Here is a 20,923-nt window from a genome sequence, read left to right as displayed (position 1 = left end):
ATTCCGGTCAGACGCCGGCGGCGCGCTTCCAGAACGCCTGCACCAGCGGCGGCCATCGGCCGACGCAGCCCAGCGCACGGCCCCGGGCCAGGGTCAGGTGCATTTCGTCGTTGGAGAACAGGCGGTTGATCGCATCGAAGCTGTAGGCGGCGATGTGGTTGTCGCTCCGCCGTTCACGTGCCCAGCGCTGCAGGCGCTGCGGCGACAGCCGCGGTTGGCCGCGGCGCTCTGCCGAGGGTGCCAGCCACTGCTGCAGGGCGGCGACATCACGCAGCCCCAGGTTCACGCCCTGCCCGGCCAGCGGATGCACCACATGCGCCGCGTCACCCAACGCCAGCACACGACCGGCCACGTAGTGACGGGCCAGCTGGCGGCGCAGCGGGAATGCCGCACGCGATGAGGCCAACCGCAGCTCACCCAGGCGTGCCGCGAAGGCGCGGGTCAGTTCGCGGTTGAAGCTGTCCTCGTCCAGCGCCAGAACACGCGCCGCCTCGTCCTCGGGCAGGGTCCAGACGATCGAGCTGCGGCGTTCGGCCACCGGCAACAACGCCAGCGGCCCGCTTGGCAGAAAGCGCTGCCAGGCCGTGGCCTGATTGGGAAGATCGCTGTCCACGTAGGCCACCACGCCGCGCTGGTGGTAGTCATGCTTTTCAACCTCGATCCCGGCCAGCTGGCGCAGGGTCGATTCGGCACCGTCGGCGGCCACCGCCAACGCCGCTTCCAGGCGGCGCCCGTCATCCAGGCACAGGCGCACGCCGTCCTCGTCCTGCTCCAGCGCGTCCACTCGTGCCGGGCAGTGCAGCTGCACACCCGCCGCCGGCAGCGCCGACCACAGACGGTCCTGCAGCAGCCCGTTCTCGACGATGTAGCCCAGTTCGCGACGGCCGAAGCGATCGGCGTCGAACAGCAGATCCTCGCCACCGGCCGCGTCCCACACCTGCATGCGCCGATAGGGCCATGCACGGGCCTGCGCGATCGCCGGCCACACGCCCAGGCGGTTCAGCAGCTGTACGTTGTCGGCAGCGAAGGCGAACACGCGCAGGTCCGGCTGTGCGGCCTGCCACGGCGCCGGTTCGCGACCTTCCACCAGCGCCACCGACAGGCCAGCATCAGCCAGCGCCAGCGCACAGGCGGCACCGACCACGCCACCGCCGACGATGGCCACATCAAGACGCGCGCGCCGGCTCATGCCGCTTCTCCACGGCACAGCCGCGGTACCTCGCCGCGGAAGCCCATCGCACCACCGACCAGCATCGATTGCACCGAGGCGCGCTGCGCGGCCACCAGGCCGAGGCTGCGCAGCGGCCGCATCAGCGGCGCCGGGTTGCTGGTCAGGCGCGCCAGCCCGCCGGAGAACGCCACCGTCTGCCGGCGGTCCTCTTCGCGGCGCGCGACATAGGCCTGCAGCAGTGCATCGCTGCCGGCATCCTCATGCGCATCCTCCAGCAGTTCGGCCAGGGTCAGCGCATCGCGCAGGCCCAGGTTGAAGCCCTGTGCACCCAGCGGATGGATGGTCTGCGCGGCATTGCCGAGCAGCACCGCGCGCTCTCCGGCCAGCGCGCGCGCCAGCACCTGGATGAGCGGATACGCACTGCGCGGGCCGGATTCGAGCAGCCGGCCTGCGCGCCAGCCGATCGCGTTCTGCAGGCGTTGCAGCCAAACCGCATCGTCCAGCGCCATCACCGCATCGGCCTGGTCGCGCGCCACACCGTGCACGGTGCCGAAGTGGCGGTCACCGCGCGGCAGCAGGGCGGTCGGGCCGGTATCGGTGAAGCGCTCCCAGGCCGTGCCATCCGGCGCACGCTGGCTGCGCACGCGGGCGACGAACAGGGTCTGCTGGAAATCATGGCGGTCGACCTCGATGCCGAGCGCGCCGCGCACGCCACTGGTCGTGCCATCGGCCCCTACTACCAGCCGGGCCAGCAGCACGCGCTCGCCGGTCTCGTCGGCCACCCGCACCTGGCGGTAGCCGTCGACCACCTCGCTCAAGCCCAGGAAACGCATCGGCCGGTAGCGCCGCAGCCGCGGCAGCTCCTGCAGGCGCGCTTCCAGCGCCTGGCCGAAGTCCCGCGCCACCACCACCTGGCCGAACCACGGCCGGTCGTAGTCGGAAGCCTCCAGCTGCACCCGGCCGAAATCGCCGGCGCGGCTGACGTGGATGCGGCGGATCGGGCCCGGCGCCATCGCCAGCTTCTGCATGACCCCCAGCGCGGTCAGCGCATTGACCGTGGCAGCGGCAAAACTGAGGTTGCGCTGGTCGAACACCGCCGGCAGCTCGCGGGCCGGGCTGGCCTCGAGCAGGCCCACATCGAGGCCCAGGCGGTCCAGGGCGATGGCCAGGCTGGCACCGACCAGGCCACCACCGACGATCAGCACGTCATGTCGTTCACTCATGGTGTTCATGATACGCGCTCGCCCTGCCCGAACACCCAACATCACCCGACCTGCGCCAACCGGCGCGGCGGGCTAGAATGAAACCTGAATCCGCTCCGGGCCCGCTGCCATGTCCGCCACCGCCAACCGCGCCTTCGTCCTGTCCGTCCTCGTGCTGTTGCTGGCGGCGACCCGGGTCAACCACTTCGCGGCGATCCCCGATGCCTCCTGGGCGGTGTTCTTCATCGGTGGCTTCTACCTGGCCACGTGGACACGCTGGGCGTTTCCGCTGCTGATGGTGTTCGCCGTGCTGGTGGACTGGATCGTGATCCGCAGCAGCGGCCTGGATTTCTGGCAGCACTACTGCGTGTCGCCGGGTTACTGGCTGCTGCTGCCGGCGTACTTCTCGCTGTGGGCCGGCGGCATGCTGCTGGGCCGCAACTACCAGGGCGCACGCTGGCCGGTGCTGGCCAAGGGTGCGCTGCTGCTGGTGGCCTCGGTGGCGGTCTGCCACCTGCTGGCGCAGAGCGGTTTCTACTGGACCACCCGCAACGTGGCCGAGCCGACGCTGGCCGGCTGGGCGCAGAACTACGCACAATGGTTCGGCCCCTACCTGCGCACCACCGCGATCTACGTGGCGCTGGCGGCGGCATTGCAGCTGGCCGTGGAGCAGGTACTGAAGCTCCAGCAGGCCCGCCGCGACATCCGGCACTGAGCTGCGCCATGGGTCATCGCCTCTCGCGCATCTATACCCGCACCGGCGACGACGGCAGTACCGGCCTTGGCGACGGCCAACGCGTGGCCAAGGATGACGCCCGCGTGGCGTCCTTCGGTACCGTCGACGAGGCCAACGCCGCGCTCGGCCTGCTGCTGGCCGCGCCCCTGCCCGAGGATGTACGCGCGCTGGTGGTGCATCTGCAGCACCAGCTGTTCGATCTGGGCGCCGAGCTGTGCATTCCCGGCCACGCCGCGATCCATGCCGCCGACGTCTCGGCCCTGGAGCAGCAGCTGGACCATTACAACGCCAACCTCCCGATGCTGAAGGAATTCATCCTGCCGGCCGGCGGCGAAGCTGCCGCGCGCTGCCATCTGGCCCGCACCATCGTCCGCCGCGCCGAGCGCGAGACGGTCACCCTGGCCCGCCACGAGGCCGTCCGCAGCGAGGCGCTGCAATACCTTAACCGGCTGTCGGACCTGCTGTTCGTGCTGGCCCGGGTGCTGGCCCGCGCCGACGGCCATGGCGAAGCGCTGTGGCAGCCACAGCAGCGCCAGCGCTGAGTCGGCACGATGCTGGTCTATTCCCACCCGTCCTGCCTGCTGCATGACCCCGGTCCCGGCCATCCCGAATGCCCGCAACGGCTGCAGCAGGTGCTGGACGCGCTGCACACCGCCTTCCCCGGCCAGCTGGACTGGCGCGAGGCGCCGCCGGCGAAGTTCGGCGAACTGACCCGGGTCCACGACAGCGCCCTGCTCGACTTCGTGCTGCAGCCGCAGACCGCACCGCTGCGCCAGCTGGACATGGACACCTGGACCTCGCCGGGCTCGGCCAGCGCCGCCGTGCACGCCGCCGGTGCCGGCGTCGCCGCAGTCGATGCGGTGATGCTGGGCGAGGACCCGCTGGCCTTCTGCGCGGTGCGGCCCCCGGGCCACCACGCCACCAGCAGCACCGCGATGGGCTTCTGCCTGCTCAACAACATTGCCATTGCCGCGGCCCATGCCCGCGACCGCCATGGGCTGGAGCGGATCGCGGTGGTCGATTTCGATGTCCACCATGGCAACGGCACCCAGGACATCTTCCAGCACGACGCCCGGGTCTCCTACTACAGCACCCACCAAGCCGGGCTGTTCCCCAATTCGGGCCTGCGCCGCGACCGCGGTGCCGGCAACCTGATGAACATCCTGCTGCCCCCCGGCAGTGGCGGTTTCCGCTTCCGCAACGTGTGGGCCGACGAGATGCTGCCGGCCATCGACGACTTCCGCCCGCAGCTGCTGCTGATCTCGGCCGGCTTCGATGCCCACCTGCGCGACCCGCAGGCCGACCTGATGCTGGAAACCGACGATTTCGCCTGGATCACCCGGGAACTGCATGCGCTGGCGCGCCGCCATGCGGCCGGCCGGGTGGTCTCGATGCTGGAAGGCGGCTATGACCTGCAGGCCCTTGCCGAGTGCAGCGTGGCCCATGTCCGGGCCCTGCTGCTGCCCCCTCCCGGCAGCGTCTCCGGATGAACCCGAGCCGGCAGGCTCCGGCGTCCTTCATTGCCCCTATGCAAGGGATGGGGCAAGCTACCGTCCGTTTTCGCCCGAATCCGAACCGCGTGCGCCGAGCCCTCCGCCTGCTTCCCCTGCCTCTGAGCATCGCCATCTGCCTGCCGGCAATGGCCGATGAAAAGCCGCTCAACTGGGGCCTGTGCCCGGCTACCGACGTGATTCCCGCGTTCACCGATGCCCCCACCCCGGTCCCGGGGCAGGACAAGGCCGCCGCCAGCGCTGCGCGCGAGCAGCAGCCGACCGACATCGAGGGTGACCAGCTGCTGGGCACGACCACCGTGCCGCAGTACGAAGGCAACGTGGCCCTGCGCCGCGGCGACCAGTTCGTCGGCACCGACAAGCTCAGCTTCGATACCGAGAGCGGCAACTACATCGCCGACGGCAATGTCCGCTACCAGGACTCCTCGATCCGCATGGTCGCCAAGCGCGCCGAGGGCAACCAGGAAAGCGACACCCACAAGATCACCGACATCAAGTACCAGCTGGTGTCGCGCCGCGGCAACGGCGATGCCGAGTCGGTCGACCTGCAGGGCGCGGTCGGCCAGATGCACCGCTCCACCTACACCACCTGCGACCCGTCACAGCCGGTGTGGAAACTGTCGGCGCCGCAGATCGAAGTGGACAACGACGAGGGCTTCGGCACCGCCCGCAACGCCGTGCTGCGGATCGGCAAGGTGCCGGTGCTGTGGGCGCCGTACTTCAAGTTCCCGATCGATGACCGCCGCAAGACCGGCCTGCTGTTCCCGCAGCTGGGCATGTCCGGGCGCAACGGATTCGACTACGCACAGCCGATCTACTTCAACCTGGCGCCGAACTACGACGACACGTTGACCCCGCGCTACATGAGCCGGCGCGGCCTGATGCTCGACAACGAGTTCCGCTATCTCTACAACGGCGGCCGCGGTGAACTGCTGACCGCGTTCATGCCCAACGACAAGCTGCGCGACCGCGACCGCGGCCGGGTGATGTTCAGCGGTTACCACAACGTGGACAGCCACTGGCAGGCCCGCGCCAACCTGGCCTGGGTCAGCGACGAGCGCTATGTCGAGGACTTCGCCAACCGCCTGGTCGGGGTGACTGCCTCGAACCTGCAGAGCACCGTGGGCCTGTACGGCACCGGCCGGAACTGGACGGCCGGCATCATGGCCGACCGCTGGCAGCTGACCGACTACACGCTCAATGAAAGCGCGCTGCCGTACAACCGCCAGCCGCGCCTGTACCTCAACTGGGACAAGCCGGTCCTGCCGTGGCTGGAAACCGGCATCTATGCCGAAGCCGTGCGCTTCACCCACGACGACATCAACTTCAAGTACGGCGCCGATGCGGGGCCCGACCTGCAGTACACGCGCAACGGCCAGACCCAGCGCATGTACGGCGGCTCGCGCCTGGACGTGAAGCCGTACGTGTCGTTCCCGATCAGTGGCGCGGCCTGGTACGTCACCCCGACCCTGGCCTACCGCTACACCGGCTACGACCTGGACCAGGGCCTCGCTGACAGCGTCCGCCGCAACGTGCTGGCCTCGCAGGGCATCGACCCGAACACCGCCACGCCGGAGCAGCTGCGCGGCAACAAATCGCCCAGCCGCAGCCTGCCGATCGGCAGCATCGACGCCGGCCTGTTCTTCGATCGCGAGACCACCATCGGCGGCAAGTCATTCCTGCACACGCTGGAACCGCGCCTGTTCTACCTGCGCACGCCGTACCGCAACCAGGACGAGCTGCCGATCTTCGATACCCGTGACTTCACCTTCAGCTGGGGCCAGCTGTTCCGCGACTCGCGCTACACCGGCGCCGACCGCCAGAACGATGCCAATCAGCTGACCTTGGCACTGAGTACCCGGTTCATCGACCAGACCACCGGCAAGGAACGGTTCTCGGCTTCGATCGGCCAGATCCAGTATTTCGACGAGTCGCGGGTGACCGTCACTCCGGGCGGCGCGCCGGTGGAAAAGGGCAAGTCGGCGTGGATCGCCGACGGCAACTACATGATCAACGACCGCTGGACCTTGGGTGCCACCTATCAGTGGGACCCGAAGTACAAGCGCGAGGATCTGGCCAGCGTCCGTGCCCGCTACCTGATGCCCAACGATGGCGTGATCAACCTGAGCTACCGCTACCGCATCAACTCGGGCGCCCCGGCCACCGCCAATAAGCACGACCGTACCCTGCTGGAACAGGCCGACCTGTCGTTCCTGTACCCGCTGAATGCGCGCTGGAGCCTGGTCGGTCGCTACTACTACTCGCTGCAGGACAAGGAACCGCTGGAAATCATCGCCGGCGTCCAGTGGGACAGCTGCTGCCTGGCCGTGCGTGCGGTCGCCCGCCGTTACGTCCGCAACCGCGAAGGCGAGATGAACAACGCCATCCAGCTGGAGTTCGTGCTCAAGGGCCTGAGCTCCCTGGGGCAGGACACGGACCGTACCCTGCGCCGTGCTATCCTCGGCTACAACCGCGACGACCTCTATCTCGTGCCGCCGAGCAACACCGGGGCGACCCGGGATGACTACGATCCGAACCTGATCCCATGACCAAGCGCTTCCCCGTTCTTCTCGCCTCGCTGCTGGCGGTGTCCAGCGTGTCCGCCCCCCTGCAGGTACTTGCCCAGGAGGCGCAGCCGCTTGACCGCATCGCTGCCGTCGTCGATGAGGACGTGATCCTGCAGAGCGAGCTCCAGCGTGCGATCGCCAACATCAAGGCGCAGTACGCTGGCCGCGAAAACCAGCTTCCGCCGGAAGACGTGCTCAGCCGCCAGGTGCTCGAACGCCTGGTGCTGGTCAAGCTGCAGGTGGCCCGCGCCCAGGGCAGCGGGATCCGTGTCAGCGACCAGGAGCTGAACCAGGCGATGAACGCCATTGCCCAGCAGAACGGTTCGAACCTGGACGCGCTGCGCCAGCGCCTGGCCCATGACGGTATCGATTTCAACGATTTCCGTGCGTCGGTGCGTGACGAGATCACCGTGCAGCGCCTGCGCCAGAGCTTCGCGCAGAGCCGCATCAGCGTCAGCGAGGGTGAAGTCGACGCCGCGCTGAAGCAGCAGGCCACGGTAGGCAACCAGTACCACCTGGCGCACATCCTGATCGCCCTGCCCGACGGTGCCAACGCCGACCAGATCGCCACCGGCCAGAAGAAGGCCGATGGCGTGAAGGCCCTGCTGGACAAGGGCGAGCTGGACTTCAACGCGGCGGCCGTGCGCTATTCGGACAGCCCGAACGCACTGGAAGGCGGCGATCTGGGCTGGCGCAGCCTGGATGAAATCCCGCAGGCCTTTGCCCAGTTGATGGAAAAGATGAAGCCGGGCGAGGTGGTCGGCCCGATCCGCGGCCCGAGCGGCTTCCAGCTGCTGAAGCTGGTGGAAGTGCGTGACAGCAGTTCCGCCGCCGGTGAGCAGACGGTCACCGAGTACCACGGCCGCCACATCCTGGTCCGCGTGGACGACAACCAGACCGATGCCGCTGCCAAGGCCAAGATCGATACCCTGCGCGCCCGCATTGCTGGCGGCGCCGACTTCCAGACCGTTGCCAGGGAGTCCTCCGAGGACAACAACAGCAAGGGCCAGGGCGGTGATCTCGGCTGGTTCCCGGCTGACGCGTTCGGTCCGGCCTTCGGCCAGCAGGTGAGTGGCCTGCAGGATGGTGGCGTCAGCCAGCCGTTCCGCACCGACGCCGGTTGGCACATCGTGCAGCGCGTGGCGACCCGCCAGACCGACGTGACCACCGACAACCAGCGTGCCCAGGTCCGCGAGACCATCGGCCGTCGCAAGCTGGAAGACGAGTACAACCGCTTCCTGCAGGAACTGCGTGGCGAAGCCTACGTCAGTTTCCGCAGCGGCGACCGCGCGGAAAACACCGCCACTCCGCCGCAGTCCTGACCGATGCGCCCCGAGCTCGCTCTGGTACCGGGCGAGCCCGCCGGGATCGGCCCGGAGCTGTGTGTCCGCCTCGTCCAGCAGCCGCGTGAAGATTGCCGGCTGCTGGCCTTCGCCGACGCGGACACCCTGCGCGCGGCCGCGGCCGCGCTGAACCTGCCCCTGCAACTGCTGCCCGAGGACGCCGAAGCACGCGTCCCGGGCGATCTGCGCCTGCGCGCCGTCCGCAACGCGGCGCCCAGCCACTTCGGCCAGGCCGATCCGGCCAACGCCAGCGCGGTCATCGGTGCCCTGCTCGGCGCCGGCCAGGCCTGCCTGTCCGGTGAGCTGCACGGTGTGGTGACCGGCCCGGTGCACAAGGCGGTCATCAACGAAGGCGGCATTGCCTACAGTGGCACCACTGAACTGCTGGCCGACCAGGCCGGAGTGAAGGTGGTGATGATGCTGGCCAATCACATTGTCCGCGTGGCCCTGGCCACCACCCACCTGCCGCTGCGTGAGGTGGCCGATGCGATCACCGCGCCCAGCCTGGAACACACCCTGCGTACGGTGCATGCCGCGCTGCGCCGCGAGTTCGGCCTGCCTGCGCCGCGCATCGCGGTGCTCGGGCTGAACCCGCATGCCGGCGAAGACGGCCATCTGGGACGCGAGGAACTGGACCTGGTCATCCCCCTGCTGCAGCGCCTGCGCGCGGAGGGCATGGACCTGGTCGGCCCGCTGCCGGCCGACACCGCCTTCCTGCCGGCCAAGCTGGCCGGCTTCGACACCGTGCTGGCGATGTACCACGACCAGGGCCTGCCGGTGCTGAAGTATTCCGGCTTCGAGCAGGCGGTGAACCTGACCCTGGGCCTGCCCTACCCGCGCGTGGCGGTCGACCATGGCACCGCGCTGGACCTGGCCGGCCGCGGCATCGCCGATCCTTCCAGCCTGCAGGCGGCAACGACGCTGTGTGCGCAGCTGGCGCGGCAACGTACACTGAGCGCATGAATTCCCCGCATTCCCCCTCCGGCCCGGTGTTCACCGCACCGGCCAAGAAGCAGCTTGGCCAGCATTTCCTGGCCGATCGCCACTACATCGACAAGATCGTGATGGCGGTCAACCCGAAAGATGGCGACCGCCTGGTTGAAATTGGTCCAGGCCAGGGCGCCATCACCCTGCCGCTGCTGCGCGTGCACCCGAAGCTGACGGTGATCGAGTTCGACCGCGACCTGATCGCGCCGCTGACCGCCGCCGCCGAGCCGCTGGGTGAGCTGACCATCGTCCATCGCGACGTGCTGCGCGTGGACTTCACCGAACTGGCCAATGGCCAGCCGATCCGCCTGGTCGGCAACCTGCCCTACAACATCTCCTCGCCGATCCTGTTCCATGCGCTGGAGCATGCCGCAGTGATCCGCGACATGCACTTCATGCTGCAGAAGGAGGTGGTCGACCGCATGGCCGCCGGCCCCGGCAGCAAGGTGTATGGCCGCCTCAGCGTGATGCTGCAGGCCTACTGCCAGGTGACCTCGCTGTTCGTGGTGCCGCCGGGCGCGTTCCGGCCGCCGCCGAAGGTCGATTCGGCCGTGGTGCGGCTGGTGCCGCGTGACCCGGCCTCGATCAGCATCAACGACCACACGCGCTTCGCCGAGGTGGTCAAGGCCGCCTTCGGGCAGCGCCGCAAGACCCTGCGCAACGCCCTGAACAACGTGGTGTCCGCCGAACAGTTCGTTGCCGCCGGCGTGCGTCCCGATGCCCGCGCCGAACAGCTGGACGTGGCCGAATTCATCGCTTTGGCCAATGCCTCCTGATTACACTGCCGGTATGGAAGACGCTGACGTTTACGCCATCTCCGTCGAAGTCGCGCCGCGCTTCCTCGACGATCAATCCGCGCCGGAAGACGGTCGCTTTGCGTTCGCCTACACGATCCGCATCCACAACCAGGGGCGGGTCGCCGCACGCCTGGTCGCACGCCACTGGCGCATCACCGATGCCAATGGCCGTGTCGAGCATGTCGATGGCGACGGGGTGATCGGCGAGCAGCCGCGGCTGCGCCCCGGTGAAGACTTCCGTTACACGTCCGGTGTCATGCTGGGGACCGATCACGGGACCATGCAGGGGCACTACGACATGGTCGCCGACGATGGCACCGAATTTGCCGCGCCGGTCGCACCGTTCGTGCTGGCCGTGCCGCGTACCCTGCACTGACACGGAGGCCGAACGATGAGTGTGTGGGCGATCGGCGACCTGCAGGGCTGCTACGACGTTACCCAGCGGTTGCTGGAGAAGATCCGCTTCGACCCGGCGCAGGACACCCTGTGGTTCTGCGGCGACCTGGTCAACCGTGGTGGCCAGTCGCTGGAGACGCTGCGGCTGGTGCATTCGCTGCGCGAGCACAGCGTGGTGGTGCTGGGCAACCATGATCTTTCGCTGCTGGCCGTCGGTGCACGCACCGAAGAGGAGCAGCGCAAGGTCAACCCGGACCTGCTGCGCATCGTACAGGCCGAGGACCGCGACGAACTGCTGGACTGGCTGCGCCTGCAGAAGCTGGTGCATGTGGATCGCGAGCTGGGCTGGATGATGGTGCACGCCGGCCTGGCGCCGAAGTGGACCACGCAGATGGCAGAGAAGCACGCCGCCGAAGTCGAGGTGCAGCTGCACGGCGCCGGCTACCGCAAGCTGTTCCGCAACATGTACGGCGACAAGCCAAGCTGGGCGCCGAACCTGTCCGGCTACGACCGTTCGCGTGCGATCATCAACGTGCTCACCCGCATGCGCTATTGCACCCCGCGCGGGCGCATCGGCATCGAGGACAAGGGCACCCCTGGCACGCAGGAACAGGGACTCTACCCCTGGTTCGAAGTACCGGGCCGGGTCGAGCGCGACCTCAAGATCGTCTGCGGCCACTGGTCGGCGCTGGGCCTGACCATCACCCAGGGCGTGCACGCCATCGACACCGGCGCAGTCTGGGGCGGCAAGCTGACCGCGATCCAGCTCGATACCGACGAGCTGCGCGTGGTGCAGTTGCCGGGCCGCGATGTACCGGCACCCGTACCCCACGCCCGCCCGCCGGCGCGACCGGCGCACGAGCGCCCCGCCGCTGCGGTGCAGGGCAAGGAACCGGGCGGCGGCAACGCCGCTGCTGCCAACCCGGGCAACCGTGGTCCGCGCCGTCGCCGCCGTCGAGGTGGTGGCGGTGGAGGCTCCGGTGGACCCCACAGCAACGGCGCCGCGCCGCAGGCATGACGCGACGCGGCAGGGCACCATGGAGGGTGCTGCTGCTGACGCTGGCCCTGGCCAGCGGCTGTCAGCCTGCTTCGGCCCCGGCTCCCACCGGCGGCGGAAACGCCGCCCCCACGCCGTCGCAGCCACAGGCGCCTTCGCCGCCACTGGTGGCTGCCGCGCGCGCGCAGATCGGCGTCACCACCCGTTACGATCCCGCCTACCAGGTCCTGTCCTATCCCGGCGGCGACGTCCCGCTTGATCGCGGCGTGTGCACCGACGTGGTGGTGCGCGCCCTGCGCAGCCAGGGCCTGGACCTGCAGGCGCGCGTGCATGAAGACATGCGCGGCAACTTCAGCACGTATCCCGCGATCTGGGGCCTGTCACGGCCGGACCGCAACATTGATCATCGACGTGTGCCGAACCTGATGCGCTGGTTCGAACGGCAGGGCTGGCAGCAACCGATCACCGCCCTCGCCACCGACTATGCGGCCGGTGACATCGTGGCCTGGAAGCTCAACGGCAACGGTCTGCTGCATGTCGGCATCGTCTCCGACCGGAGGCTGGCCAATGGCACACCGCTGGTGCTGCACAACATCGCGCGCGGCACGCGTGAAGAAAACCTGCTGTTCCAGCACGCGATCATCGGGCATTACCGGATGCCGTAGGCCCCTGTAGAGCCGGGCCATGCCCGGCTACGGGAGGTATCAGGCAACAGCAGCCGAGCATGGCTCGGCTCTACAAAAACCCATCCTCAGCGGCGCACGTAATGCACGAAGCGGAACGCATAGGCGTGGCGGTCATCGGCCGGATGCGGCTCGCTGCTCACTTCCCGCCAGTCCTGCACGGCCACCTCGGGGAAATGGGTGTCGGCGGGGACTTCGGCATCGACCCAGGTCAGGTACAGGTCGCTGGCCTGGTCCAGCAGCTGGTGGAAGATCTCGCCGCCGCCGATGATGCACAGCTCGCTGGCGCCCTCGCCTTCGGCAATCACCTTCGCCTCGTCCAGCGACGCCACCGCGCGCATGCCCACGAACGGCACCTGGCCGCTGCGGGTCAGCACCAGGTTGGTGCGCCCCGGCAGTACGCGGCCGATCGACTCGGCCGTCTTGCGCCCCATCAGGATCGGCTTGCCCAGGGTGAGCGCCTTGAAGTGCTTGAAATCATCCGGCAGGTGCCAGGGCATCGCATTGCCCTGGCCGATGCCACGGTTGCGGTCCAGCGCCACGATCATCGAGAGCTTCATGGCACTCACACCGCCACCGGCGCCTTGATCGCCGGGTGCGGGTCATAGCCGTCGATGCGGATGTCGTCGAACCGGAAACCGAACAGGTCGGTCACCTCCGGGTTCAACCACAGCGTCGGCAGCGCGCGCGGTTCACGCGAAAGCTGCTCACGCGCCTGCTCGAAGTGGTTCGAGTACAGGTGCGCGTCACCCAGCGTGTGCACGAAGTGGCCCACGCCCAGGCCGGTGGCCTGCGCCACCATGTGGGTCAGCAGCGCATAGCTGGCGATGTTGAACGGCACGCCTAGGAAGATGTCGCCGCTGCGCTGGTACAGCTGGCAGCTGAGCTTGCCGTCCACCACGTAGAACTGGAACAGGTTGTGGCACGGCATCAGCGCCATCTGCGAAAGCTCGCCCACGTTCCAGGCGCTGACCACCAGCCGGCGCGAATCGGGGTTGCGCTTGATCTCGTCCACCAGCCACTGCATCTGGTCGATCTCGCGGCCATCGGCGGTGGCCCAGCTGCGCCACTGCTTGCCGTAGACCGGGCCGAGATCGCCGTTCTCGTCGGCCCACTCGTCCCAGATGCGTACCTGGTTGTCCTTCAGGTAGCCGATGTTGGTATCGCCCTTCAGGAACCACAGCAGCTCATGGATGATCGAGCGCAGGTGCAGTTTCTTGGTGGTGACCAGCGGGAAACCTTCATTGAGGTCGAAGCGCATCTGCCAGCCGAACACGCTGCGGGTACCGGTGCCGGTGCGGTCGCTCTTCTCGGCGCCGTGCTCGAGCACGTGCGAGAGCAGGTCCAGGTAAGCCTTCATGCCTTGCCCTCGGCAGCCACCGGCAGCTGCGGCTGCAGTACCGGCGCGCGGCGCGACATCGCCAGCAGCACCAGGCCGAAGGCGATGAGCGGCAGGCTGAGGATCTGACCACGGGTCAGCCAGTCGAAGGCCACATAGACGCCGTTGTCGGGCATGCGCACGAACTCCACCGCGAAGCGGAACAGGCCGTACATCAGCGCGAACAGGCCGCCGACCAGGTAACGGTGGCGCGGCTTGGCCGACACCGTCCACAGCACCACGAACATCACCAGGCCTTCCAGGAACGCTTCATACAGCTGCGAGGGATGGCGGGCGAACTGGTTCAGCGCGCCGGTGGCGAACTGCGCCTGCAGGGTCGCGTGGTCCAACTGGTTCAGCGGCGCCGGCAGGCCCGACGGGAACACCACGCCCCAAGTGCCGTCGGTGTACTTGCCCCACAGCTCGGCGCCGATGAAGTTGCCGATGCGACCAAAACCCAGGCCCAGCGGTACCAGCGGCGCCATGAAATCCATGGTGTCGAAGAAGTGCAGCGCGTGTTTGCGCGACCACCACCAGCAGGCACCCAGCACGCCCAGCAGGCCGCCATGGAAGCTCATGCCGCCGTCCCACACCTTGAACAGCAGCAGCGGGTTGTGCAGGAAATCCCCCAGCGCGTAGAACAGCATGTAGCCGATGCGGCCGCCCAGCACCACGCCGAGCATGGCGTAGAACAACAGGTCGGAGAAGCCGTTGGCATCGACGCCCGGCAGGCGCCCGGCGGCGATGCGCGTGCGGCCCAGCAGCCAGGCCGCAGTGAAGCCGAGCAGGTACATGATGCCGTACCAGTGCACCTTGATCGGCCCCAGCGAGAGGGCGATGGGGTCGATGTCGTGGAAATAGATCATGGAAGGTGCCTTGCGGTTGAACGCCTATTCTCGGGCCAGTGCCGCCCCGGCTCAACCAAGGAGCTGGGGCGAGTTCGGCAACGCGTCATCGTTCGACCGCGTCGAGGCCGGAAAGTGCCCTTCGATCAGGCTGGAGACCTCGTCGATGGCATCCTGCAGCGCTTCCACCGGATTGGAACCACGCAGGCCCTCGCGCAGATGGGTGCAGACCCGCTGCCACTGCGCCGGGCTGACCCGGCCATGCAGGCCGCGGTCGGCGACGATCTCGATGGCATGGTCGGCCAGCAGCAGGTAGATCAGCACGCCGTTGTTGTGGGCGGTGTCCCAGGTGCGCAGGCGTGCGAAGGCATGCTCGGCGGCCTGCCTCGGGGTGACCTTGTGCCACAACGCGGCCAGCGGCAGATCAGCCTCCACCGCAAACATCACCTGACCGCCGTGGCGCTGCTCACCGGCCGCGATGGCCTCGGTGATCGCCTGCAGCGTGGCTGGCGGGAACGCGCGACGTACCGACGGCGAACATACATGACGGAACAGACGTTGGATCATCACCAGCCTCCCGAAGCGCCACCGCCACCGGAACGGCCACCGCCGCCGCCCCAGCCGCCACCACCGCCGAATCCACCACCACCGCCGAAGCCGCCTCCCCCGCCCCAGCTGCCACCGCCCCAGCCACCACCGCCGGCAAAGCGCCCCGGATGACCGGACAGCATCGCCACGATCAGGCCAACCACGCCGGCCAGGCCACTGGCCAGCAGGGTGGAGGTGAACAGGAACGCCGCCACGGCTGCGCCAGCGCCGCCGAGCAGGCCACGCAGCGGGCGCGGCACGCGCGCGAACACGCCGCGCAGGATGCTGCCGGCGAACACACCGATGAACAGCGCCAGAAACCAGGTATCGCCGCCGCCACCCGGCTCGCGCCCACGATGACCACTGACCGGTGCCGGCAGCGTTTCGCCATCGATCAGCTTGACCAGCACGGCGGTGGCATCGGTGATGCCCCCGGCGTAGTCGCCGGCGCGGAAACGCGGCACCAGGTATTCCTGGATGACCCGGTTGGCGATGGCATCGGGAATCGCGCCTTCAAGACCGTAACCCGGCTCGATCCGCACGCGCCGGTCGTCCTTGGCCACCACCAGCAGCACGCCGTCATCCACGCCCTTGCGGCCGATCTGCCACTGGTCGAAGACCCGCGTGGTGTACTGCGCGATGTCCTCCGGCTGGGTGGTGGGTACCACCAGCACCTGCAGCTGGCTGCCCTTGCGCTGTTGCAGGTCCAGCGCCTGGTGCAGCAGTGCCTGCTTCTGCGCGGCATCCAGCGTGCCGGTGGTGTCGACCACCGGCGAATCCAGCGCCGGAATCGGCGCCAGCTGCTGAGCCTGCGCTGCCAGCGGCAGCCACAGCAGCAGAGCCAGCAGCGCGGTGGCCAGGCGCATCGGTCAGTGGCCCGGCTGCGGTGCCGGCTGCTGCTGCGGCGCGTTGCCGAAATCCACCGCCGGTGCGTTGGAGATCTGCGCCTCGTTCTCCACAGTGAAGTTCGGCTTGGTCTTGTAGCCGAAGATCTTGGCGGTGATCACCTGCGGGAACGAGCGGATGTAGGTGTTGTAGTCCTGCACCTGCTGGATGTAGCGGCCGCGGGCAACGGTGATGCGGTTCTCGGTGCCTTCCAGCTGGGCCTGCAGGTCGCGGAAGTTCTGGTCCGACTTCAGCACCGGGTAGTTCTCGGTGACCACCAGCAGCCGCGACAGCGCGCTACCCAGTTCGCCCTGGGCCTGCTGGAACTGCTTGAGCGAGGCTTCGTCATCGGCGTTGACGTTGATCTGGCCGACACGCGAGCGGGCGTTGGTGACTTCGGTCAGCACGCGCTCTTCCTGGCTGGCGAAACCTTTGACGGTCTGCACCAGGTTGGGCACCAGGTCGGCGCGGCGCTTGTACTGGTTGAGCACTTCGGACCAGCTGGCCTTGACCGCCTCGTCCTTCTGCTGGATGGCGTTGTAGCCGCAGCCGGACAACAGGGAGGCCAGCAGCATCAGGGGCAGGACACGGGTGAACAGGCGCATGGCGGAGGTTCCGGGTGGACTTGGCGCAGAGCATGCCATGGTTCGGGTGAAAGACCGGCCATCGGGCGCTGCCCCCTCCGCGGTGTGGTCCAGCCAGCTCGGGGTGGGCCGGGAGGGTGGGTCGACTGGGGGCCGCTGCAAGTACGTCCATGTAAGCTCGGTCGCCGCATCCATGCGGCTCACGCCCCCAGCCGACCCACCCTCCCGGCCACGGACAATTTCCTGCGCACCGCGGGAAGATCAAAAGAAAAATCAAAAGCAAAAGCCGGTTCTTCAGGCATTCGTGTCGACCAAGGTCGACACCTACCAAAGCAGAACGCCGTTCCGACCGATCGCGGCAATCTGTCGGAGGCGGGGCGGTGTGGGTTGGCAGGACCGTTGGCGCCATGGATGGCGCCATCGAGCCCCCATGGATGGGTTCACGGCGTGTCCTGCCAACCCACACCGCCCCGCCCAACCCTCAGAAAACCAGCGCCGGCTGTTGCGGTTGCTGTTGCTTCGGCGGTTGCCTTCGCCTTTAGCGGGTGCAGGGCTGCAAGCCCTGCCGGAATCCAACACCCCTCAGCAGGCCTCGACCACCGCAGTGCGGGGACGCCCAAGCCATGCCAGCAGCAGGCCCGATGCCGCCAGCAGGCCACCGGCCACCGGAATCGCGGCGTAGCCCAGGCCCGAGCTGATCACCGCACCACCCAGCGCGGCACCCACCGCATTGCCGAGGTTGAACGCACCCACGTTGATCGACGACGCCAGGCCCGGCGCCTCGCTGGCCACCTGCATCACCCGGATCTGCAGCGGCGGCACGAGGGCGAAGGTCGCCGCACCGAACAGCAGTACACCCAGCGCCGCGGTGGCGTGGCTCATGAAGGCCAGCGGCAGCACGAACATCAGCACCGCCAGGGCAGCCAGCAGGATACGGGTGGCGCCATCGAGCGACCAGTCAGCCATGCGCCCACCGATGCCGTTGCCGAGGGTGAAGCCGATGCCGATCAGGGCCAGCGACACCGCGATGAAGGCATTGGAGGCGCCGGTCAACTCGGTCAGCACCGGTGCGACGTAGGTGTACAGCGTGAACATCGCACCCGCACCAAGCACGGTGGTGGCCATGGCCAGCAGCACCTGCGGCTGCAGGATCGCCTTCAGTTCGCGGCGCACGTCCGGGCGCGGTCCCGGCGCAGACGCCGGCAGCGCAAAACCCAACGCAGTGATCGCGATCAGGCCCAACGCCGCAGTACCGGCGAAGGACAGGCGCCAGCCCAGCTGCTGGCCGACCCAGGTCGCCAGCGGCACGCCACCGATGTTGGCAATGGTCAGGCCCATGAACATGGTGGCCACGGCAGCAGCCTGCTTTTCCTTTGGCACCAGGCTGGCGGCGACCACCGCACCGATGCCGAAGAAGGCACCGTGGTTGAGGCTGGTGACCAGGCGCGACAGCAGCAGCAGCCCGTAGTTCGGCGCCAGCGCGGACAGCAGGTTGCCGACCACGAAGATCGACATCAGCAGCATCAGCGCGGTGCGCTTGCCGAAACGCCCCATCAGCAGGGTCATCACCGGCGCGCCCAGCATCACGCCCACGGCATAGGCGGTGATCAGCATGCCCGCAGTGGGGATGCCAACGCCGACGCCGTCGGCGATGACCGGCAACAGGCCCATCGGGGCAAACTCGGTGGTTCCGATGGCGAAGGCGCCAACGGCAAGCGCCAGCAAGGCGGCTCTGGAATTCATGGGGGAGTCCTGGGGGGCGGGAATCGGGAGTGCGTAGCCTGCGCGCTTTGCTGCGCCGGATTAAGCCTCGCCCCGGGAAAACACTGTTGATCCTCGTTCACAAGTGGAGGCCGGAACGCAGCCACAAGTGCAAAAACCGCAGTTCCGGTGTTGAGCCGAGCCCATGCTCGGCTGCTTCCTGCCGGTCAGCCGAGCACGGGCTCGGCTCTACAAGGCAGAACGAAGAACCCCCGGCGTTGGCCGGGGGTTCGGGTCATGCGCTTACCAGTCGCCGGCACCCGGCACGTGGTGTTCGCGGGCGCGGCGGCGCATCAGCAGGTTCAGCCACTCCACCAGCACCGAGAAGCCCATCGCGGCGTAGATGTAGGGCTTGGGAATGTGCACGTCCAGGCCATCCAGGATCAGCACCGCACCGATCAGCAGGATGAAGGCCAGCGCCAGCATCTTCACGGTCGGGTTGGCGTCGATGAAGCGGCCCAGCGGGTTGGCGGCCAGCAGCATCACCGCCACCGACAGCAGGATCGCGGCGACCATCACCGGCACGTGGTCAGCGATGCCGACCGCGGTGATCACCGAGTCCAGCGAGAACACGATGTCGATGACCGCGATCTGCGCGATCACGTAGCCGAACACGGCCGAGGTCTTGGTCGTGCTCGGATCTTCATCCTCGCCACCGGTGATCATTTCCTTGATTTCCATCCAACCCTTGATGATCAGGAACAGGCCACCAACGATCAGCACCAGATCGCGGATGGAAATACCCATGCCGGCCACGGTGAACAGGTTCGCCTGCATGTGCGCCAGGTACGCCAGCGATACCAGCAGGCCGATACGGGTGATACAGGCCACCGCGATGCCGAGCCGACGCGCGAACGGGCGGCGGTGCTCTGGCAGCTTGCTGACGGCGATGGAGATGAACACCAGGTTGTCGATGCCGAGCACGATTTCCAGCGCGCTCAGCGTGAACAGGGTCAACCAGACATTCGGATCGGCAAGAAACTCAAGGGACATGGGAAGTCTTCAACAAGGGGGAATGAGGGATCAGCCGTATTTGCCGGCCATTGCATGCGGGACCACGACCAGCGCCCAGCACAGCAGCACGTTCATCATCAGCACGAACACCGCCGCCGAGCCCATGTCCTTGGCGCGGCCGGCCAGCTCATGGATCTCGCTGCCGTAGCGTTCGATCACCGCTTCGATGGCCGAGTTGGCCAGCTCCATCGCCAGCACCAGCAGCATCGAGCCGATCAGCAGCGCGCGTTCGACCGGCGTCTGGCCCAGCCAGATCGCAATCGGCGTCAGCAGGATCAGCAGGTAGACCTCAAGCCGGAACGAGGACTCGTGCAGCCAGGCAGCGCGCAGGCCCTGCCAGGACCAGCGGGCGGCCTGGAAGATGCGGCGCGGGCCGCGCGGCAGGTGGCCGAACTGATCAGCCACGGGTGGAACATCCAGCAACGGGGGCGCGGCGCAGCGACCGCTCAGACGCACGGCAGGGAATCATGGGTGCACAGGAATAGGCAGATGGCGGCCATTTTGCCACAAGGCCGCCAACCGCAGCCCGCGCCGGCCCGCTGAACGGCCTGCCAGGGGCAAGCAACGGCCCGGGCATGCTCCTATGATGGATGCCCCTTGCCTGCTGGAGCGCCTGATGTCCCGTCGCCGTACCTGCCTGTTGATGCTGGGCCTGCTGACTGCCGCACCGCTGGCCCAGGCGCTGAGCCCGGCCGAGTCGCCCCGTGTGCCAGAACAGGTCTCCAACGTGGCCTGGGCCGGCGACATGGCCCGCTTCGCCGGCGCCGACCAGTCCAACCCGCCGCCGCGCGGTGGCATCGAGTTCATCGGCAGCTCCTCGATCCGCTTCTGGGAAAGCCTGGCCACCGACTTCCCTGGCCAGCCAGTGTTCAACCGCGGCTTCGGCGGCTCGGAAGTGCGCGACAGCACCTGGTACGCCGACCGCATCGTGGTGCCGTATGCGCCCTGCAAGGTGTTCTTCTACGCGGGCGACAACGACCTCAACAGCGGTCGCAGCCCCGTGCAGGTGCGCGACGACGTGGTCGCCTTCGTGCAGCGCGTGCATCGCGACCTGCCGAAGACCAGGGTGGAGTACCTGTCGATCAAGCCGAGCCCGTCGCGCGCGCACCTGCTGCCGGCGATCAACGAAGCCAACACGCTGATCAAGGCTGCACTGGCGAGGCTGCCCAATACCGGCTTCACCGACATCTACACGCCGATGCTCGGCGCCGATGGCCAGCCGGACGCGACGCTGTTCCGCGAGGATATGCTGCACATGACCCCGGCCGGCTATGCGATCTGGACCAGGGCGCTGGCGCCGAAGGTCAACTGCAACTGAGCAACCCCATCCACGCATGACGTGGATCTACTGCGGATCGCGGGAAACTGTCGAAGGCGGGGCGGTGTGGGTTTGCAGGACCGTTGGCGCCATGGATGGCGCCATCGAGCCCCCAGGGGTGAGGGCGCTTTGCTTGCGAAGCACTGCTTCGCAAGCGCCC

At 68.0% G+C, this 20,923-nt stretch carries 22 protein-coding genes; 11 read left to right on the top strand and 11 right to left on the bottom strand.

Features of this window, described 5'->3' with window-relative positions; genetic code table 11:
- Positions 1-7 precede the first annotated feature (7 nt).
- Both ACM0PK_RS19055 and ubiH read right to left on the bottom strand, forming a co-directional pair.
- Positions 8-1,189 carry a UbiH/UbiF family hydroxylase gene (locus tag ACM0PK_RS19055; protein WP_414608005.1) on the bottom strand — a complete coding sequence of 394 codons (1,182 nt, stop codon included), beginning with the start codon at positions 1,187-1,189 and terminating at the stop codon, positions 8-10.
- On the bottom strand, positions 1,186-2,394 hold the full coding sequence (gene ubiH, locus ACM0PK_RS19050; protein ID WP_414608006.1) for a 2-octaprenyl-6-methoxyphenyl hydroxylase: 1,209 nt from the start codon (positions 2,392-2,394) through the stop codon (positions 1,186-1,188). The genes ACM0PK_RS19055 and ubiH overlap by 4 nt, the downstream gene beginning before the upstream one ends.
- Positions 2,395-2,503: 109 nt before the next feature.
- Here ubiH and ACM0PK_RS19045 point away from each other — a divergent pair, with 109 nt between their 5' ends.
- The 10 genes from ACM0PK_RS19045 (at position 2,504) to ACM0PK_RS19000 (ending at position 12,372) form a co-directional block, all read left to right on the top strand.
- Positions 2,504-3,088: a hypothetical protein gene (locus tag ACM0PK_RS19045; protein ID WP_111178742.1), complete on the top strand. Its 585-nt coding sequence runs from the start codon at positions 2,504-2,506 to the stop codon at positions 3,086-3,088.
- A gap of 8 nt (positions 3,089-3,096) precedes the next feature.
- On the top strand, positions 3,097-3,651 hold the full coding sequence (locus ACM0PK_RS19040) for a cob(I)yrinic acid a,c-diamide adenosyltransferase (protein WP_019661123.1): 555 nt from the start codon (positions 3,097-3,099) through the stop codon (positions 3,649-3,651).
- Positions 3,652-3,660: 9 nt separating this feature from the next.
- Positions 3,661-4,599, top strand: a complete 939-nt coding sequence (locus ACM0PK_RS19035) for a histone deacetylase family protein (protein WP_111201126.1) — start codon at positions 3,661-3,663, stop codon at positions 4,597-4,599.
- An 89-nt stretch (positions 4,600-4,688) separates the two neighbouring features.
- Positions 4,689-7,169: an LPS-assembly protein LptD gene (gene lptD, locus ACM0PK_RS19030; protein ID WP_180886118.1), complete on the top strand. Its 2,481-nt coding sequence runs from the start codon at positions 4,689-4,691 to the stop codon at positions 7,167-7,169.
- Positions 7,166-8,509 carry a peptidylprolyl isomerase gene (locus ACM0PK_RS19025; protein WP_005415349.1) on the top strand — a complete coding sequence of 448 codons (1,344 nt, stop codon included), beginning with the start codon at positions 7,166-7,168 and terminating at the stop codon, positions 8,507-8,509. Before lptD ends, ACM0PK_RS19025 begins: the two co-directional genes overlap by 4 nt.
- 3 nt (positions 8,510-8,512) lie before the next feature.
- Complete coding sequence (gene pdxA / locus ACM0PK_RS19020; protein ID WP_423170901.1) at positions 8,513-9,493, top strand: 4-hydroxythreonine-4-phosphate dehydrogenase PdxA; 981 nt, start codon at positions 8,513-8,515, stop codon at positions 9,491-9,493.
- Positions 9,490-10,293 carry a 16S rRNA (adenine(1518)-N(6)/adenine(1519)-N(6))-dimethyltransferase RsmA gene (rsmA, locus tag ACM0PK_RS19015; RefSeq protein WP_005415347.1) on the top strand — a complete coding sequence of 268 codons (804 nt, stop codon included), beginning with the start codon at positions 9,490-9,492 and terminating at the stop codon, positions 10,291-10,293. Before pdxA ends, rsmA begins: the two co-directional genes overlap by 4 nt.
- A gap of 13 nt (positions 10,294-10,306) precedes the next feature.
- Positions 10,307-10,690, top strand: a complete 384-nt coding sequence (gene apaG, locus ACM0PK_RS19010; protein WP_008268668.1) for a Co2+/Mg2+ efflux facilitator ApaG/CorD — start codon at positions 10,307-10,309, stop codon at positions 10,688-10,690.
- Positions 10,691-10,705: 15 nt separating this feature from the next.
- Complete coding sequence (locus ACM0PK_RS19005; RefSeq protein WP_414608008.1) at positions 10,706-11,728, top strand: symmetrical bis(5'-nucleosyl)-tetraphosphatase; 1,023 nt, start codon at positions 10,706-10,708, stop codon at positions 11,726-11,728.
- On the top strand, positions 11,725-12,372 hold the full coding sequence (locus ACM0PK_RS19000; protein ID WP_414608009.1) for a DUF1287 domain-containing protein: 648 nt from the start codon (positions 11,725-11,727) through the stop codon (positions 12,370-12,372). The genes ACM0PK_RS19005 and ACM0PK_RS19000 overlap by 4 nt, the downstream gene beginning before the upstream one ends.
- Positions 12,373-12,458: 86 nt before the next feature.
- Here the strand turns inward: ACM0PK_RS19000 and ACM0PK_RS18995 are convergent, their stop codons facing one another.
- From ACM0PK_RS18995 to ACM0PK_RS18955, 9 genes are all read right to left on the bottom strand, one after another.
- Positions 12,459-12,950, bottom strand: coding sequence for a dihydrofolate reductase (locus ACM0PK_RS18995; protein ID WP_414608010.1), 492 nt, complete (start codon positions 12,948-12,950; stop codon positions 12,459-12,461).
- 5 nt (positions 12,951-12,955) lie between these two features.
- Positions 12,956-13,750, bottom strand: coding sequence for a thymidylate synthase (locus ACM0PK_RS18990; protein ID WP_134972817.1), 795 nt, complete (start codon positions 13,748-13,750; stop codon positions 12,956-12,958).
- Positions 13,747-14,634 carry a prolipoprotein diacylglyceryl transferase gene (gene lgt, locus ACM0PK_RS18985; RefSeq protein ID WP_134972818.1) on the bottom strand — a complete coding sequence of 296 codons (888 nt, stop codon included), beginning with the start codon at positions 14,632-14,634 and terminating at the stop codon, positions 13,747-13,749. Before lgt ends, ACM0PK_RS18990 begins: the two co-directional genes overlap by 4 nt.
- A 51-nt stretch (positions 14,635-14,685) precedes the next feature.
- Positions 14,686-15,180 (bottom strand): TPM domain-containing protein, encoded by a 495-nt coding sequence (locus ACM0PK_RS18980; RefSeq protein WP_005415340.1) that lies wholly within the window; start codon positions 15,178-15,180, stop codon positions 14,686-14,688.
- Entirely contained in the window at positions 15,180-16,067 is an 888-nt protein-coding gene (locus ACM0PK_RS18975) for a TPM domain-containing protein (protein WP_235646833.1), read from the bottom strand. Before ACM0PK_RS18975 ends, ACM0PK_RS18980 begins: the two co-directional genes overlap by 1 nt.
- A gap of 3 nt (positions 16,068-16,070) precedes the next feature.
- The gene (locus tag ACM0PK_RS18970; RefSeq protein ID WP_069139522.1) at positions 16,071-16,691 is read right to left on the bottom strand and encodes a LemA family protein; all 621 of its coding nucleotides are present in this window, start codon (positions 16,689-16,691) and stop codon (positions 16,071-16,073) included.
- Positions 16,692-17,252: 561 nt separating this feature from the next.
- A complete protein-coding gene (locus ACM0PK_RS18965; protein ID WP_134972584.1) occupies positions 17,253-18,413 on the bottom strand; it encodes an MFS transporter in 1,161 nt (386 codons plus the stop codon).
- Positions 18,414-18,674: 261 nt separating this feature from the next.
- Positions 18,675-19,424, bottom strand: coding sequence for a TerC family protein (locus tag ACM0PK_RS18960; RefSeq protein ID WP_072167878.1), 750 nt, complete (start codon positions 19,422-19,424; stop codon positions 18,675-18,677).
- A 30-nt stretch (positions 19,425-19,454) separates the two neighbouring features.
- On the bottom strand, positions 19,455-19,850 hold the full coding sequence (locus ACM0PK_RS18955) for a diacylglycerol kinase (RefSeq protein WP_061478360.1): 396 nt from the start codon (positions 19,848-19,850) through the stop codon (positions 19,455-19,457).
- Between the two features lie 211 nt (positions 19,851-20,061).
- On the opposite strand from ACM0PK_RS18955, the gene ACM0PK_RS18950 reads away from it, so the two are divergent.
- Complete coding sequence (locus tag ACM0PK_RS18950) at positions 20,062-20,763, top strand: SGNH/GDSL hydrolase family protein (protein WP_134969204.1); 702 nt, start codon at positions 20,062-20,064, stop codon at positions 20,761-20,763.
- Positions 20,764-20,923: the final 160 nt, after the last annotated feature.

The sequence above is a fragment of the Stenotrophomonas sp. FR010 genome (assembly GCF_047520755.2).
GTDB classification, from domain to species: Bacteria; Pseudomonadota; Gammaproteobacteria; order Xanthomonadales; family Xanthomonadaceae; genus Stenotrophomonas; species Stenotrophomonas sepilia.
Note: the sequence above shows the minus strand (reverse complement) of the source record. Positions and strands in the feature narration are given on the sequence as shown.